The sequence below is a fragment of the Jannaschia sp. L-14R genome (assembly GCF_056857695.1).
Genome location: NZ_JBSXNP010000010.1, coordinates 274316 through 289518 on the forward strand (window position 1 = coordinate 274316; position 15203 = coordinate 289518).

Below are 15203 nucleotides of genomic sequence, written 5' to 3' on the forward strand. Positions count from 1 at the left end.
GTGGGCGGCCCTTTCCATGATCGGAGGCCCGCCATGAACCCCGCGTTACTCGGACTGATTACCATAGTGTTGGGCGTGGGCGGGTGCATCGGCTATTTCTGGTTGTCCAACCTGCTGCTGGACAACGTGATTTTCCCGCCGCGCGGCCCCAATGCGGGGCGAAACATCAATCGGGCGAATGCGATCAGGCCCTGGCTGTTCCTTGCCCCGGCGCTTCTGGCGCTTGGCCTCTACCTTGCCTACCCGGTGGTCGCGACCTTCTGGCTGTCCTTGAATGACCGTGTGGCCGGAGGCGGCAGCGAATTCGTCGGCCTCGACAATTATGTGCAGATGTTCGGGGAGTCGAAGTTCCGCGAAGCCATTCTGAACAACATGATGTGGCTGGTTGTCGTGCCCGCCGCCTCGACCGCCTTCGGTCTGATTGCCGCGCAGCTGACCGACCGGATTTCGTGGGGCAATATCGCCAAATCGCTGATTTTCATGCCCATGGCGATTTCTTTCGTCGGTGCGTCCGTCATCTGGAAACTGATTTATGACGCCCGCCCGCCAGGCACGGACCAGATCGGTGTTCTGAACGCGCTCTGGGTCGCCTTCGGGGGCGAGCCACAGCAATGGCTGACGATTCCGGGTTGGAACAACCTGCTGCTGATGATCGTTCTGATCTGGATTCAGACCGGCTTCGCCATGGTCATTCTGGGCGCGGCCCTGCGCGGCATTCCCGAAGAAACGGTCGAGGCGGCCATCGTAGACGGCGCATCGCCCTGGACGATCTTTTTCCGCATCAAGGTGCCACAGATCATGCCGACCATCGTCGTGGTCTGGACGACGATCACGCTGGTCGTGCTCAAGGTCTTCGACATCGTTCTGGCCATGACCAACGGCCAGTGGGAGACGCAGGTTCTGGCCAACTACATGTACGACAAGCTGTTCCGGTCGTTCGACTGGGGCGTCGGATCGGCGGCGGCGATGATCATCATGCTGTTGGTGTCGCCGATCCTGATCTGGAACGTCTACAGCGCCAACAAGGAAATGCGCTGATGGATAACATCGCCGGGACCAGATCGTCCCTCCAGTGGGCCGTTCACATCTCCGTCGCCGTCCTTGTGGCGCTTTGGCTGTTTCCGACTGTCGGCCTGTTCGTGTCATCGTTCCGGACCGGCGACCAGATCAGCAGTTCCGGCTGGTGGCAGGCGCTGTCGACGCAGGAAAGCCAGCTTCCCGCCATCCGCATCGAAGGTGAGGAGGTTCCCGCAGACGGTGCTTTCACCATCGAGGGGCGTTTGATCGCGGGCGATACCACGGTCAGTGCCTGGGGCGCGTCGTCGCGCGCGCCCAAGGCCTATGCGCCGGGCGAGACTGTCGACATCGGCGACGGCCAGACCCTGACCGTCGCCGAGGACAGCAGTTTCTTCCTGACCAGTCCTGATACGACCGAGGGCACACGCCTGCCGCGTGTCTTCCTGACCGCCTCCAGCCCGCCCGAATTCACCTTCGACAATTACCGCAACGTTCTGTTCTCGGGCACGGCAGCGGCGGGCATCGGAAAGGCTTTCATCAACACGCTGACGGTCTCGATCCCGGCGACGGTCATCCCGATCCTGATCGCGGCCTTCGCGGCCTACGCCCTTGCCTGGATGGAATTTCCCGGCCGCGCACTGCTGATCGCGGCCATCGTCGGCCTTTTGGTGGTGCCACTGCAACTGGCGCTGATCCCGCTGCTGCAGCTTCACAATAATATCGGAATCGGGAAGGGTTACCTGGGCGTCTGGATGGCGCACACCGGATTCGGCCTGCCGCTCGCCATCTACCTGTTGCGAAACTACATGGTCGGCCTGCCACGCGACATCATCGAAAATGCCAAGGTCGACGGCGCCAGCGATTTTCAGATTTTTACCAAGATCATCCTGCCGCTGTCGTTTCCGGCGCTGGCCAGTTTCGCGATCTTCCAGTTCCTGTGGACGTGGAATGACCTGCTGGTCGCGATCGTGTTTCTGGGCGCGGATGACGACAGTCTGGTCTTGACGGGAAGGCTGGTTAACCTGATGGGGTCGCGCGGCGGCGATTGGGAAATTCTGGCGACATCGGCCTTCATTTCCATCGCGGTTCCGCTTTTGGTGTTTTTCACCATGCAACGCTATCTGGTGCGCGGCCTGCTTGCCGGCTCCGTGAAATAGGATAACGAATGACTGCGATCTCGACCGCGCAATTCCCTGCGCCCGCGTCCGACCTCGACTGGTGGCGGGGCGGCATCATATACCAGATCTATCCCCGGTCCTTTCAGGATACCTCGGGCGATGGCATCGGCGATCTGAATGGCATCACCAACCGTCTGCCCTATGTCGCATCGCTGGGTGTGGATGCGATCTGGATCAGCCCGTTCTTCACCTCGCCGATGAAGGACTTCGGCTATGACGTCAGCGATTACCGGAATGTCGATCCGATGTTCGGCACGCTGGAGGATTTCGATCGCCTGATCCAGGCCGCGCACCGCCTTGGCCTTCGGGTAATGATCGACCTCGTGCTGTCGCACAGCAGCGATCAGCATCCCTGGTTTCAGGAAAGCCGCAGCAACCGCATCAACGACCGCGCCAACTGGTATGTCTGGGCCGATCCGAAACCCGATGGCACCGTGCCCAACAACTGGCTGTCGATCTTCGGCGGTCCGGCCTGGCACTGGGACGCGCGGCGGCAGCAATACTACCTGCATAACTTCCTCGTCTCGCAGCCTGATCTGAACTTTCATGAACCTGCCGTTCAGGATGCCCTGCTGGACGCGACGCGGTTCTGGCTGGAGCGCGGCGTCGATGGCTTCCGACTGGATACAATCAACTTCTATTTCGCCGATGCGCAACTGCGCGACAATCCGGCCCTTCCGGCCGAACGGCGCAACGCCAAGATCGCGCCCCAGGTGAACCCCTACAACCATCAGGAACACCTGTTTTCGAAGAACCAGCCGGAAAATCTGGCCTTTCTGAAGCGCTTCCGCGATTTGCTGGACGAATTTCCCGGCACCGCCGCCGTGGGCGAGGTCGGCGATGCGCAGCTCGGGATGGAGCTTTTGGGCCAATATACGAAGGAGGGGCAGGGTGTGCAGATGTGCTACGCCTTCGACTTCCTGTCGCCGGATCGACTGACCGCCGAGCGGGTGGCCGAGGTGTTCGACCACCTCGACACCGCCGCGCCCGATGGCTGGGCCTGCTGGGCGTTTTCAAATCACGACGTCACGCGGCATGTCACCCGCTGGGGCCTGGGCGACAAGGGCGCGCGGCTCTATTCGACGCTGATCTGCTGCCTGCGCGGCTCCGTCTGTCTCTATCAGGGCGAGGAGCTGGGTCTGCCCGAGGCCACCGTCGCCTTCGAGGATCTGCAAGACCCCTACGGCATCGAATTCTGGCCCGAGTTCAAGGGCCGCGATGGCTGCCGCACCCCCATGGTCTGGGAGGCGTCGAACCGGAATGGCGGGTTCACGGACGGCAAGCCATGGCTGCCGGTCGCGGGCGAACATCTGGCCGCATCCGTCGGCGTGCAGGAGCATCGGGAGGATGCACTTCTACACCATTACCGACGGATCATCGCCCTGCGATCCGTCAACCCGGCCTTGCGGCACGGCACGCAGGACAAGCTAACAGTCGATGGCGACCTGCTGACCTTCATCCGGTCGGAAGGCGGCGAAACGCTGTTCTGCGCGTTCAACATGGGTGATCAGCCTGCGCAGACGGCACTGCCCGACGGAACATGGCTGCCGGTCGAAGGCATCGGCGGGACCGCGCCGGACGCCTCAGGCCTGACGCTGAACGGATGGGGCTATGCGCTGATGCGTGCAACCTGAACGGATGATGGAGGGACGATCATGGCGAACCTGAAGCTGACCGATGTGGCCAAGACCTACGGCGGCAAAGTCGAAGTCCTGAAAAACATCGATCTGGACATCAAGACGGGTGAGCTGATCGTCTTCGTCGGCCCGTCAGGCTGTGGCAAGTCGACCCTTCTGCGGATGATCGCGGGGCTGGAAAAGATTTCGGGCGGCACGCTGGAAATCGACGGACAGGTCGTCAACGACATCCCGCCATCGCAGCGTGGTATCGCCATGGTGTTCCAGTCCTACGCGCTCTACCCGCATATGACGGTGCGCGATAACATGGCCTTCGCCCTCGGGATCGCCAAGATGCCGAAGGACGAGATCAGGGCCGCGGTCGACGCCGCCGCCAGCAAGCTGCAACTGACGGAATACCTCGACCGCCTGCCCAAGGAGCTGTCGGGTGGTCAACGCCAGCGCGTCGCCATCGGGCGCGCCGTCGTGCGCAGCCCCAAGGTCTACCTGTTCGACGAGCCGCTCTCGAACCTCGATGCCGCGCTGCGCGTCGCCACCCGCATCGAGATCGCCCAGCTCAAGGAACAGATGCCCGACTCCACGATGGTCTACGTCACCCACGATCAGGTCGAGGCGATGACGCTGGCCACCCGCATCGTCGTGCTGGCCAACAAGGGCATCGCGCAGGTCGGCACCCCGCTGGACCTGTACGAGCGTCCCAATTCCGAATTCGTCGCGCAGTTCATCGGCTCGCCAGCGATGAACCTTGTCGCCGGTGAAATCGTCGGCACCGGGCCGGTCACGACGCTCAAGGTGCATGAAGGCGGCGGGACGATTACCTCGAACGTGCCGTCCGAGGCCGAGGACATGGGCGCGCAGGTCAATGTCGGCTTCCGCCCCGAAGACGTCGTGCAGACCGATGGCGACGCCTATGCCTATGAAGGTGAAGTCGAAATCCGCGAGTCGCTGGGCGAGGTCACCCTGATCTATTTCAAGCGCAGCGCCCCCGAAAACGATGCGGTCATCGCCAAGCTGCCCGGCATCCATACCGGGTTGCGCGGCAAAACCCTGCGCCTGACCGCAGATCCGGCGAAAGTGCATGTATTTCGAAACGGAGTGTCTCTGCTTTACCGACAATAGGCCCGATTTTGGCCTGATTGCAGAACCAGTATGGCGCGGAGTTTTCCGTCTGCCCGAGGTTCCGATGGCTGTTCTGCGTTTTATCTATGCCTTGTATCTGCGTCTGACCGGCCTGGGCCTGTTGTTCATGGTGTTCGTTTATTTCGGACTGAAAACGAATGCCGGCAACAACCTCGGCGTGACAATTCCTCCGGTTGAACTTTGGGTGCAGGCCACGCTGGCAGGACTCGGTGTGTTCCTGTTGATCCCTTGGTGGCTGCCACGAGGCCTCCGCCGTCCGACGCAGGGCCGCGATCTGATCTGGCTCTCGGTGCATGGCATTATCGTTGTCGTCTACCCGCTTCTTTTAGAGCCGATGCAGGCCGCGATCCTCGCGCTTCCCGATATTCCGTTTACGGCCCCCCAGCAGGAGTCGGCCTCCCCGATGTGGTCACTCTTCATTCCATTCGGTCTGATGCTGCTGCTGGTCATGCCGGATATGCGTCGGCAGAAACCGCCGCGCCCCGACCCGAACGACCCAGCCCGTGCCATCCCGGTGGCCGAGCGCAAGACGGTCCCGATCGCAGACTTCAACAAGAAGCTTCCTGCCATCGGCGGCGCGATGAAACTCTACGTTGCCGCAGACTGGCTGATCCTGCGCCTGCTGGGGCTGGGACTGATGGGCACGGCCTATCTGCTGTGGGACATGATTTCGACGGGTCGCACCTTTCAGGCCGGGCAGCTGGCCTTCGGCAACGATCCGACCCGCGCCATGTATGCCTATGCCGCGGTCGGTGCGATCATCGCCCTGCCGTTCCTGCTGCCGCGCCGCATCGCGGCACCGCGACATGTCGGCTTTGGACTTGTCAAAGCGGTGATCCTCGTGGCTGTGGCCTTTGTGCTGATCACACCGCTGAGCGTTGCAATCGAACTGTTCGCGCCCGAAGCCTATCGCCCGACGCTGATCGCGACCGTGCCCAACCTGTTCAAGGCCATTGCCGGCATCGCCGTCACCTCGGTCCTGCTGATCGCCTTCTTCCGACAGCTCAACACCTTGCCTGCGGTCGACTACAAGGGCGATCCGAAAGTCTCGCTCAGCCAGCAACAGCTCCATGATCTGCGACTGGCCCGCATGGGTCAGCCCTGAACCGCATCCCCGGTCATCCGCACCGCTCCGATATAGGGCAGGTTGCGGTTCCGCTGGGCATAATCGATGCCATACCCCACGACGAAGGCATCGGGAATCTCGAACCCTGTCCACGTCGCGCGAATGTCCACTTCACGCCGCGTCGGCTTGTCCAGCAGGGCGATTGTCTCCAACCGGGCCGGATGGCGGGACCGCAACATCTCCGTGACCTGGTTCAGCGTGTGGCCGGTATCGACGATATCCTCGACCACCAGCACGTCGCGCCCGCCGATCTCGCCGCGCAAGTCTTTCAGAATGCGAACCTCGCGGCTGGATTCCATTGCGTTGCCATAGCTCGATGCCTCCAGGAAATCGACTTCGACCGGCAGGTCCAGCTCCCGCACCAGATCGGCGATGAACACGAATGATCCGCGCAGCAACCCCACCACGATCAGTTTGTCGGTTCCTGCGAATCGCATCTCGATCTCGCGTGCCAGTTCCTCGATCCGCGCGGCGATGGATTTCGCGCTGATCATCTGGTCGATCACATAGCTTTCGGTCATGTTGCTCCCCCCGGACCTTCCGGTCTAGACGCGCGTTAACACGAGGATGATCCCCAACCCAAGAGGCACGATGCCCCGCCATTCCGAGACCCGAGATCTGCCTTATTCCGCCCAGCAGATGTACAATCTGGTGGCAGATGTCGCCCGATACCCCGAATTTCTGCCCTGGACCGCTGCCGCCCGCATCCGGTCGCGCGATGGCGGACCCGAAGGCGAAGTGATGCTGGCCGACCTGGTGGTCAGCTTCAAGGTGTTCCGCGAAAGCTTCGGGTCCAGGGTCGTCCTGTGGCCATCGGAGTATCGGATCGAAACGGAATATCTGGACGGTCCTTTCAAGCGCATGGATTCCGAATGGCGCTTCGAGCCGATTGACGGCGGTTGCCGCGTGCATTTCTGGATCGATTACGAGTTTCGCAACGTCATCATCGGTCGGGTCGTCGGCGTCGTCTTCAACGAAGCGATGCTGCGGGTAGTCGCGGCCTTCGAAAAACGCGCGCGGGCGCTTTATGGCTCCGATCCGGGCACACCAACGGCCTGACCCAACAGCATCAACGCGTGATCCCGCGCCGCCAGGCGCACGGCATCCCGGCCCAGGGCGCCGAATTCCACCGTCTCCGTCCGTGTCTCGTCCGCCGTAGCTATTCCGAAACACACACGCCCCTCTGGCTTGAACTCCGATCCGCCGGGGCCCGCGATCCCGGTGATCGACATCGCTATATCCGCACCCGAGCGAGCGAGCGCACCCTGCGCCATTTCGCGCGCGACCTCCTCGGACACGGCGCCATGTGTGACCAGCGTCATCTGCGATACGCCCAGCATCGACCGCTTGGCCGGGTTGGAATATGTGACCGCCCCCCAAAGAAACATCTCTGACGATCCGGGCAAATCCGTCAGCGCGGCGGCGACCATCCCACCGGTGCAGCTTTCGGCAGTCGCAATTGTCAGACATTTGACCCGTGCCGCCGCCAGCAGGTCCGCGACCCCACTCACAGATGCGCCAATGCAGCCAGCGCCACGACGCAAATGGCTGCCATTCCTCCGGCGATCGCATCGTCCAGCATCACACCCCAGGCATCCGTGCGCCGATCCATCCAGCCGACGGGACCGGGCTTCCAGATATCGAACAGCCGAAACAGCAGCAGTGCCGCAATCCATCCGGGCCAGAGACGTTCGACCGCAACCCCCGCATTCGCCGCGCCCCAGACCAGCGGCAGCAATGCGATCCATTGGCCCAGCACCTCGTCAATCACGATTTCCGATGGGTCGTGGTCAGCCTGTCCGCGCGTTGCCGCAGCCGTCGCCCAATAGCCCAGCGGCAGGATCAATGCGGTCAGGACGGTGAACACCAGCGGCCCGCCCTGCATAGCCAGCCAGCCCAGCGGCAGGGCAGCCAGCGAGCCCCATGTGCCCGGGGCAGGGCGCAACAGACCGACGTATCCGACCGTCGCGACGGCCCTGGCGATCCTTTGGTCACGCCCCACGTCGCCGCTCATGATTTCACCAGGGTTACAGTCGCCATGCAGGCGATCCCCTCGCCGCGCCCGGCAAACCCCAACCGCTCTGTCGTCGTGGCCTTGACCGAAACCCGGTCAAGTTCCAGTCCCATGATATCGCACAGTCTTTCGCGCATTGCCGTCGCGTGCGGCCCGATCTTCGGGGCTTCGCAGATCAGCGTGGCATCGACATTTCCGATCCGATACCCCTGCGCGCGGGCCAGACCTGCCGCATGGTTCAGGAACAAGGCGCTGTTCGTGCCCTTCCACTGCGGGTCCGAAGGCGGAAAATGCTGCCCGATATCGCCCATCGCCAGCGCCCCATAGATTGCATCGGTGATCGTGTGCAGGCCGACATCGGCGTCCGAATGTCCCTGCAGCCCGCGCCCGTGCGGCACCCGTACACCGCACAGCGTCACGTGATCGCCCGGTCCGAACCGATGCACGTCGAACCCGTTCCCGACCCTGATATCCATGTCCGTTCCGTGTCCCATAAGCCGCCTTGCCCGCGCGTAATCGCCCGGTGTGGTGATCTTGATGTTGTCCTCATCGCCCGCGACGATCGTGACGTCCAGCCCGGCGGCTAGCGCCACTTCCACATCGTCCGCAGCATCGCCATCGAAGGCATCATGCGCCGCACGCAAAGCTGCCGTATCGAACCCCTGCGGTGTCTGTGCGCGGTGCAACCCGGTGCGGTCCTGCACTGCCGCGACCCGGTCGTCCCCCAGCCACAGCGCATCCGTAACCGGCACTGCGGGGGCCGCCCCCGGCGCGTCGTTCAGGGCCGTCAGCACCCGACCGATCAACGCGGCCGACACCAGAGGCCGCGCCCCGTCATGAATCAACACACGACCCGTCTTCACCGCCGCAAGCCCCGCCCGGACCGAAGCGCCGCGTGTCGCACCGCCGTCAATCAACGTCGTGCCGGGCAGTAATGCGGCGACCCGCGCCCGATCTTCGGGCCGGATCACAACAATCACTTCGTCCACCAGTCCGCTGAAGGGCAGCACCGCCCGGGCCAGTACCGAAATACCGTCCAAATCGCGGAATTGCTTGGGGATATCGCCGCCGACCCGTGTGCCGGATCCAGCGGCGACAATCAGGGCGGTGGCGTCGGAGAAAGGCATGGGAATTCCGTTCAGTCGGTCGCGCCTTCCTATCCTTCGCCAGACAGACTCGGCAAGAAGATGGCGATCTGACAGGCATTCCTGTAACGTGTTGCCTAATTTTTGTGCATAGGGCATCGGTTCATCCGCAAGATGCAGGTCAGCCCTGCCAATAGGGACGTCCGTTTCGTAGCACTTCCCCTGGAACCGCCCGGAAAATCAGCACGTGCCTGAAAATACTGCAATCCCACTCGACCCCCGGCTGGCCGCTCTGGGCCTGACCTCGCCTGTCGCCTTGGCGCCGATGGCCGGAATCACGGATTTGCCGACACGGCAGGTGGTCCAGAGCTTCGGGGCGGGTCTCGTCGTCTCGGAAATGGTCGCCAGCCGGGAGATGGTCGAAGCCAAGCCTTCGGTCCGTGACCGCGCCGAACTGGGTGCCGATGTCACCGGCACGGCGGTCCAGATCGCCGGCCGCGACGGCTATTGGATGGGCGAGGCGGCAAAGCTGCTGGCCGGGCAGGGCGCACGGATCATCGACATCAACATGGGATGCCCCGCCAAAAAGGTCACAGGCGGCCTGTCCGGATCGGCCCTGCTGCGCGATCATGACCACGCCCTGCGCCTGATCGAGGCAGTGGTCGGTGCCGTCGACCTGCCAGTCACGCTGAAAACCCGGCTGGGGTGGGACGACCACAGCCGCGATACCGCCGATCTGGCCCGCCGGGCCGAAGCGGCGGGCATCCGGATGCTGACAATTCACGGGCGCACACGGTGCCAGTTCTACAAGGGTGCCGCCGATTGGGGGGCCATCGCACCCATCGTGCGGGCCGTGGATATTCCGGTGCTGGCCAATGGCGACATCACCGACGCCGCCGCCGCCCGTTGCGCCATCGCGCAGTCCGGCGCGGCGGGCGTTATGGTCGGACGCGGCGCTCAGGGGCGGCCATGGGCACTGGCGCAGATCGCGCAGGCCCTGGGTCACGGGGCTGCACCGGATGTCCCGACCGGCTCCGGTCTGGTGCATCTCGTCACGGAGCATTATGCCGCGCTGATCGACTTCTACGGTGCCATTCTGGGCGGTCGCGTCGCGCGCAAGCATCTGGGCTGGTACATGGACGCGGCCGCGACGCCAGCGGATCTGCGCCGCCGCATCCTGACCGCGAATGCTACGGATGTTCCGGCCCTGCTGCCTGCCGCGCTGATCCCGGCGACCCGGTGCGCGGCATGACCGGCAGTCCCATCTGGCAGGCCCTGCCGATCCCGGCGCTTGTTCTGGACGCCGACGATCGGATCGATGCCGTCAACGGCCCGGCCGAGGGCTTCCTGAACCGGTCGGCCAAGCATCTGGCGGGCGCGGCCCTGCCGTCGCTGATGGACCTGGAAGACGGGCTGGCTGCCGCCACGACGCGGGTGCGCCGGACCTTCGCCCCGCTGACTCTGCACGATGCGACGGTGCGGCTGGGCCCGTCGCTTGCCGTGCGCTGCGACCTGCATCTGGCCCCGCTGGACAACGGCATTCTGATCCTGATCTCGCCTCAGGATATTGCCGGACGGCTGGACCGGGCGCGCGATTCCCGCTCGGCGGCGCGCAGTGCCATTGGCATGGCCGAAATGCTGGCCCATGAAATCAAGAACCCGCTGGCAGGGATTACCGGCGCGGCTCAGCTTTTGGGGATGAACCTTACCGGAGAAGACGTTGAATTAACAGATCTTATAGTCGAGGAAAGCCGCCGCATCGTGAAACTCCTGGAACAGGTGGAGCAGTTCGGGAACCTGCGCCCGCCGCAATGCCGGGCCGTGAATATCCACGACATCCTCGACCGCGCGCGCCGCTCCGCCATGGTCGGTTTTGCCGCCCACATGAACATTATCGAAGCCTACGACCCCTCGTTGCCATCGACTTGGGCGGACCCCGATCAATTGCAGCAAGTGTTTCTGAACCTCCTGAAGAACGCTGCGCAAGCGGCTGAAAATGATGGTGAAATTACTATCAGAACCTTCTATGAACTGTCGTTGCGTGTGCGTCGGCCGGATGGAAGCGGCGGATCGGTGCCGCTCCAGATCGAGATCATCGACAATGGTCCAGGCATCCCGCCGGAGCTGACCGGCAACCTGTTCGAACCTTTCGTATCCGGCCGCGAGAACGGCACCGGACTGGGCCTCGCGCTGGTCTCCAAGATCGTTCAGGACCATGACGGCTGGATTTCGGTCGACAGTGTGCCAGGTCGGACGGTGTTTCGCATATCTCTGCCGCTTGCCCCAAAAGATATGAAGACCGACCTGCAAAGCACTGAGGAGTAACAAGAATGGACGGAACAATTCTGGTCGCCGACGACGACCGCACGATCCGCACCGTCCTGACGCAGGCACTGACCCGTGCCGGATGCAAGGTGCATGCCACGTCATCGCTGATGACGCTTCTTCGCTGGGTCGAGGAGGGCAAAGGCGATCTGGTTATTTCGGATGTTGTCATGCCGGATGGCAACGGTCTGGAAATGCTGCCAAAAATCAGTGCCGAACGACCCGGCCTGCCGGTGATCGTGATTTCGGCCCAGAACACGATCATGACCGCGATCCAGGCGACCGAGGCCGAGGCCTACGACTATCTGCCCAAGCCCTTCGATCTGCCCGACCTGATGAAACGCGCCGCCCGCGCCCTGGAACAGAAGCGTACCACCAGTCCCGCGACGGCCGAGCCGGAAAAGACCGACGACCTGCCGCTGGTTGGTCGCACGCCGCGGATGCAGGCGCTATATCGGATGGTCGCGCGGGTGATGAACAACGACCTTCCGGTTTTGATTACGGGTGAATCGGGAACTGGCAAATCTTTGATTTCCCATGCAATCCATGACTTCAGCGATCGCCGGACTCTGCCTTTCGTGATTGCGACCGGAGCGGATCTGGTCAGTTTCGATGGACCCTCGGACCTGTTGGCCAAGGCGCGTGGCGGCTCGATCCTGTTTGACGAAGTGGGCGATCTGGAACCTGAAATTCAGGCTCGCGTCGTGCGCCTGATCGACAGTCTTCCCAGCGACGGCCCCCGCATCATGGCGACCGCGCAACGCGATCTGACGCCCCGGCTGGACGTCGACGGGCCGGGTGGTTTCCGATCCGATCTCTATTATCGGTTGGCCGGGGCTCAGCTTGACGTGCCGGCCCTGCGTGAACGGGTCGACGATATTCCGCTTCTGGCGGCACATTTCCTGAGCCGTGCAGAACGCGACGGCGCCACCCTGCGCCGTTTCTCCGACGACGCCATGGCGCAGATTCGCGCGCATCCCTGGCCCGGCAATGTGCGGCAACTGGAGAATACGACACGCCGTCTGGTCGTGATGTCGCCCGCCGAGGAGATCACCCGCTCCGAGGTGGAACAGGTTCTGGGCACCTTCGCCGCCGGGCCGCGCGTCATTGCCGCGACCGACAAACTGAGCGAGGCGGTGGAAAAGCATCTCCGGCGTCACTTCGATCTGCAGGGCGGACAGCTTCCGGCCCCTGGCCTGTATCAGCGCATTCTGCGCGATGTCGAAGCCCCGCTGATCGAGATCGCGCTGGATGCGACCGGCGGAAATCAGGCGAAATGCGCCGATCTTCTGGGCATAAACCGCAATACGCTGCGCAAGAAGATCACCGATCTCGATATCCTCGTGACACGGCGGCGCAAATTGATGTAAAACCGCCACAGGCGTTGCAGATCGGGAACAACCCGGCAGGCAGTCGCGCGGTAAGACATTGAAATGAGGATATTTTGCGGGCTTCTGCCAGCCACGTGAGCCCTGTGCCCCGCGCCATACTCTGGAGCGGTCGTCGCCAGGCACAGGCGATTCTGACGGTCTCCCTCGTGGTGATGGGGCCGGTTCTTGTCGTCCTGACGTTTCTGTCACTGGGTCTGCGGGGGCCTGATGCGGGTGACTTGTCGTGGCTCCGCGCTGTCCTGCTGGCCGATCTGGTTTATATCCTGGCTGTCGCGGCACTGGTGGTCCGCCGTGTCACCCGGATGATCGCTGCCCGGCGCAACCGTTCTGCCGGGTCTCAGTTGCACCTGCGGCTGACAGGGGTGTTCACTGGCATCGCTCTGATCCCGACCATCCTGACCGCGGTTTTCGCCACGGTCACGATCAATATCGGTCTGGAAGGGTGGTTTTCCGACCGTGTCCGCAACGCGCTTGGCAATTCGGTTGAGGCCGCGCAGGCCTATGCGCAGGAACACCGCGATGGCCTGACCGAGGATGCACGCGCGTTGGCGGGGTATCTGAATGTCGCCAAACGGTCGCTGTTTTTCATGGCCGATGGCGATCTGCGACAGGTTCTTGCGCAGGGCCAGGAGCTGGTGCAGCGCGGCCTGGCCGAAGCCTTCGTCGTCGATGGTGCCGGCGAAATCCGCGCCCGGGGCGACCGTTCCTATCTGTTCGACTTCGTACCGATCGACCCGCTGCGGTTGCAACAGGCTGCCGAAGGCTCTGTCATTCTGATGGAGGACAAGGATGTCAATGAGTTCCGCGCCCTTCTTAAACTGACAGCCTTCAATGATCGCTATCTTTACGTGTCGCGCACGGTCGACGGGGACATCCTGCAACTGCTGGATGAAACCCGCGAGACGGCCAAGCTCTATCAGCAGCTCGAACAGGATCGCGGTCGGCTGCTGTTCGAATTCGGGCTGCTCTATCTGGGCTTTGCGCTGATCCTGATTCTGGCGGCGACCTGGGCCGGAATGTGGTTCGCCGAACGTCTGTCGCGCCCGGTCGGTCGGCTGGCCGGAGCGGCACAGCGGGTCGGGCAGGGCGACCTCTCCGTTCGCGTCAAGGAGGAGGCGGGGGACGATGAAATCGCCATGCTGGGCCGTATCTTCAACCAGATGACCCGGCAACTGAAAGGGCAACGCGACGCGCTGGTCGAGACCAACATGCAGACCGAACGCCGCCGTCGCCTGTTCGACAGCGTGCTGGGGTCGGTGACAGCGGGTGTCATCGGGCTGGACCCGGATGGCAAGATCGACTTCATGAACCGCTCGGCCCAGCGATTGCTTGGCATCGACGGCGAACGCTATGGGGTGCTGCTGGATCAGGTCGTACCGGAATTCACACCGCTGTTCGAACGGCTGCGCGACGTCCGGTCCGAAACCATGCAGGAAGAGATCCGGCTGGCCCGGGGCGGACGGCTGGAGAACCTGCTGGTCCGCATCGCAACCCGCCCCGGTGCCGACGGTGCTGCCGAAGGCTACGTGGTGGCCTTCGACGACGTGACCGAACTGGTCTCGGCGCAGCGCATGGCGGCCTGGGGCGACGTGGCACGGCGCATCGCGCATGAGATCAAGAATCCGCTTACGCCGATCCAGTTGTCCGCCGAACGCCTCAAACGGCGCTTCACCCGCGAGCTGGAGCCGGAAAGCGCCGAGAAACTGGGTGAGCTGACAGATGTGATCGTGCGCCAGACCAATGACTTGCGACGCATCGTTGATGAATTCAGTAAATTTGCACGCATGCCCGAACCCGAGCGCCGTCGCGGCGATCTGGCCGGTCTTCTGCGGGAAACCGTGATGTTGCAACGCGCCGCGCTGGACCCGGTGGAGATCGTCGAGGATATCCCCGCAGGCAAGCTGCAGGCGGAATTCGATCAGACGATGATGGGACAGGCCTTTACCAATCTCATCAAGAACGCGGGCGAGGCGATCGAGACGCGCGTGGAAAAGACGGGCGATGATTTCGACAAGCGGGTGGGTGTTTCACTGATCAACGACCCAAATGGCAGCCATTTGGAAATTCGCATCAGCGACAATGGCATAGGTCTTCCGGAAGACCGCGCGAAACTGTTCGAGCCCTATGTGACGACGCGCGACAAGGGCACCGGGCTTGGCCTTCCGATCGTCAAGAAGATCATCGAGGAACACGGCGGCACGCTGGAACTGGCGGATGCCGCTCCGGATGCCACAGGTCATACAGGGGCGGAGGCCGTCATAAGGCTTCCCCGCATTGAGGAGAGTTAACA

14 protein-coding genes are annotated in these 15203 nt (G+C 63.0%); 10 read left to right on the forward strand and 4 right to left on the reverse strand.

What is annotated here, in order from left to right; all coding sequences use genetic code 11:
• Positions 1-33 precede the first annotated feature (33 nt).
• From AC13C2_RS09725 to AC13C2_RS09745, 5 genes are all read left to right on the forward strand, one after another.
• On the forward strand, positions 34-1038 hold the full coding sequence (locus tag AC13C2_RS09725; RefSeq protein WP_339639967.1) for a carbohydrate ABC transporter permease: 1005 nt from the start codon (positions 34-36) through the stop codon (positions 1036-1038).
• Positions 1038-2174 (forward strand): carbohydrate ABC transporter permease, encoded by a 1137-nt coding sequence (locus AC13C2_RS09730; protein WP_092761381.1) that lies wholly within the window; start codon positions 1038-1040, stop codon positions 2172-2174. The genes AC13C2_RS09725 and AC13C2_RS09730 overlap by 1 nt, the downstream gene beginning before the upstream one ends.
• An 8-nt stretch (positions 2175-2182) precedes the next feature.
• Positions 2183-3829, forward strand: a complete 1647-nt coding sequence (locus AC13C2_RS09735) for an alpha-glucosidase (RefSeq protein ID WP_482886695.1) — start codon at positions 2183-2185, stop codon at positions 3827-3829.
• 21 nt (positions 3830-3850) lie between these two features.
• Positions 3851-4951, forward strand: coding sequence for an ABC transporter ATP-binding protein (locus AC13C2_RS09740; protein ID WP_482886696.1), 1101 nt, complete (start codon positions 3851-3853; stop codon positions 4949-4951).
• A 64-nt stretch (positions 4952-5015) separates the two neighbouring features.
• Positions 5016-6077, forward strand: coding sequence for a hypothetical protein (locus tag AC13C2_RS09745; RefSeq protein ID WP_482886697.1), 1062 nt, complete (start codon positions 5016-5018; stop codon positions 6075-6077).
• On the opposite strand, the gene hpt is transcribed toward AC13C2_RS09745, so the two are convergent.
• Positions 6068-6619 (reverse strand): hypoxanthine phosphoribosyltransferase, encoded by a 552-nt coding sequence (gene hpt, locus AC13C2_RS09750; RefSeq protein WP_092761389.1) that lies wholly within the window; start codon positions 6617-6619, stop codon positions 6068-6070. The two genes, AC13C2_RS09745 and hpt, sit on opposite strands and share 10 nt — an antisense overlap.
• Before the next feature lie 70 nt (positions 6620-6689).
• On the opposite strand from hpt, the gene AC13C2_RS09755 reads away from it, so the two are divergent.
• Entirely contained in the window at positions 6690-7157 is a 468-nt protein-coding gene (locus AC13C2_RS09755; protein WP_092761391.1) for a type II toxin-antitoxin system RatA family toxin, read from the forward strand.
• On the opposite strand, the gene AC13C2_RS09760 is transcribed toward AC13C2_RS09755, so the two are convergent.
• From AC13C2_RS09760 to AC13C2_RS09770, 3 genes are read right to left on the reverse strand one after another with little or no spacing between them, the layout of a single operon-like run.
• Entirely contained in the window at positions 7124-7609 is a 486-nt protein-coding gene (locus AC13C2_RS09760) for a CinA family protein (protein WP_482886698.1), read from the reverse strand. The two genes, AC13C2_RS09755 and AC13C2_RS09760, sit on opposite strands and share 34 nt — an antisense overlap.
• Positions 7606-8112, reverse strand: coding sequence for a phosphatidylglycerophosphatase A family protein (locus tag AC13C2_RS09765; protein ID WP_092761395.1), 507 nt, complete (start codon positions 8110-8112; stop codon positions 7606-7608). The genes AC13C2_RS09760 and AC13C2_RS09765 overlap by 4 nt, the downstream gene beginning before the upstream one ends.
• On the reverse strand, positions 8109-9239 hold the full coding sequence (locus AC13C2_RS09770) for a bifunctional 2-C-methyl-D-erythritol 4-phosphate cytidylyltransferase/2-C-methyl-D-erythritol 2,4-cyclodiphosphate synthase (protein WP_482886699.1): 1131 nt from the start codon (positions 9237-9239) through the stop codon (positions 8109-8111). The genes AC13C2_RS09765 and AC13C2_RS09770 overlap by 4 nt, the downstream gene beginning before the upstream one ends.
• 205 nt (positions 9240-9444) lie before the next feature.
• Between AC13C2_RS09770 and dusB the strand changes: the two genes are divergently transcribed.
• The 4 genes from dusB to AC13C2_RS09790 all read left to right on the forward strand — a co-directional run bounded on the left by dusB (position 9445) and on the right by AC13C2_RS09790 (position 15201).
• A complete protein-coding gene (gene dusB / locus AC13C2_RS09775; protein WP_281243210.1) occupies positions 9445-10449 on the forward strand; it encodes a tRNA dihydrouridine synthase DusB in 1005 nt (334 codons plus the stop codon).
• Complete coding sequence (locus AC13C2_RS09780; protein ID WP_482886700.1) at positions 10446-11522, forward strand: two-component system sensor histidine kinase NtrB; 1077 nt, start codon at positions 10446-10448, stop codon at positions 11520-11522. The genes dusB and AC13C2_RS09780 overlap by 4 nt, the downstream gene beginning before the upstream one ends.
• Positions 11523-11527: 5 nt before the next feature.
• A complete protein-coding gene (locus tag AC13C2_RS09785) occupies positions 11528-12892 on the forward strand; it encodes a response regulator (RefSeq protein WP_092761401.1) in 1365 nt (454 codons plus the stop codon).
• A gap of 173 nt (positions 12893-13065) precedes the next feature.
• Positions 13066-15201: a sensor histidine kinase NtrY-like gene (locus AC13C2_RS09790; protein ID WP_482887005.1), complete on the forward strand. Its 2136-nt coding sequence runs from the start codon at positions 13066-13068 to the stop codon at positions 15199-15201.
• Positions 15202-15203: the final 2 nt, after the last annotated feature.

Bases quoted from the DNA above. Each gene is read 5' to 3' on its own strand.
- AC13C2_RS09725 (WP_339639967.1), top strand. From the start codon at position 34: ATGAACCCCGCGTTACTCGGACTGATTACCATAGTGTTGGGCGTGGGC.
- AC13C2_RS09730 (WP_092761381.1), top strand. From the start codon at position 1,038: ATGGATAACATCGCCGGGACCAGATCGTCCCTCCAGTGGGCCGTTCAC.
- AC13C2_RS09735 (WP_482886695.1), top strand. From the start codon at position 2,183: ATGACTGCGATCTCGACCGCGCAATTCCCTGCGCCCGCGTCCGACCTC.
- AC13C2_RS09740 (WP_482886696.1), top strand. From the start codon at position 3,851: ATGGCGAACCTGAAGCTGACCGATGTGGCCAAGACCTACGGCGGCAAA.
- AC13C2_RS09745 (WP_482886697.1), top strand. From the start codon at position 5,016: ATGGCTGTTCTGCGTTTTATCTATGCCTTGTATCTGCGTCTGACCGGC.
- hpt (WP_092761389.1), bottom strand. From the start codon at position 6,619: ATGACCGAAAGCTATGTGATCGACCAGATGATCAGCGCGAAATCCATC.
- AC13C2_RS09755 (WP_092761391.1), top strand. From the start codon at position 6,690: ATGCCCCGCCATTCCGAGACCCGAGATCTGCCTTATTCCGCCCAGCAG.
- AC13C2_RS09765 (WP_092761395.1), bottom strand. From the start codon at position 8,112: ATGAGCGGCGACGTGGGGCGTGACCAAAGGATCGCCAGGGCCGTCGCG.
- AC13C2_RS09770 (WP_482886699.1), bottom strand. From the start codon at position 9,239: ATGCCTTTCTCCGACGCCACCGCCCTGATTGTCGCCGCTGGATCCGGC.
- AC13C2_RS09780 (WP_482886700.1), top strand. From the start codon at position 10,446: ATGACCGGCAGTCCCATCTGGCAGGCCCTGCCGATCCCGGCGCTTGTT.
- AC13C2_RS09785 (WP_092761401.1), top strand. From the start codon at position 11,528: ATGGACGGAACAATTCTGGTCGCCGACGACGACCGCACGATCCGCACC.
- AC13C2_RS09790 (WP_482887005.1), top strand. From the start codon at position 13,066: ATGGGGCCGGTTCTTGTCGTCCTGACGTTTCTGTCACTGGGTCTGCGG.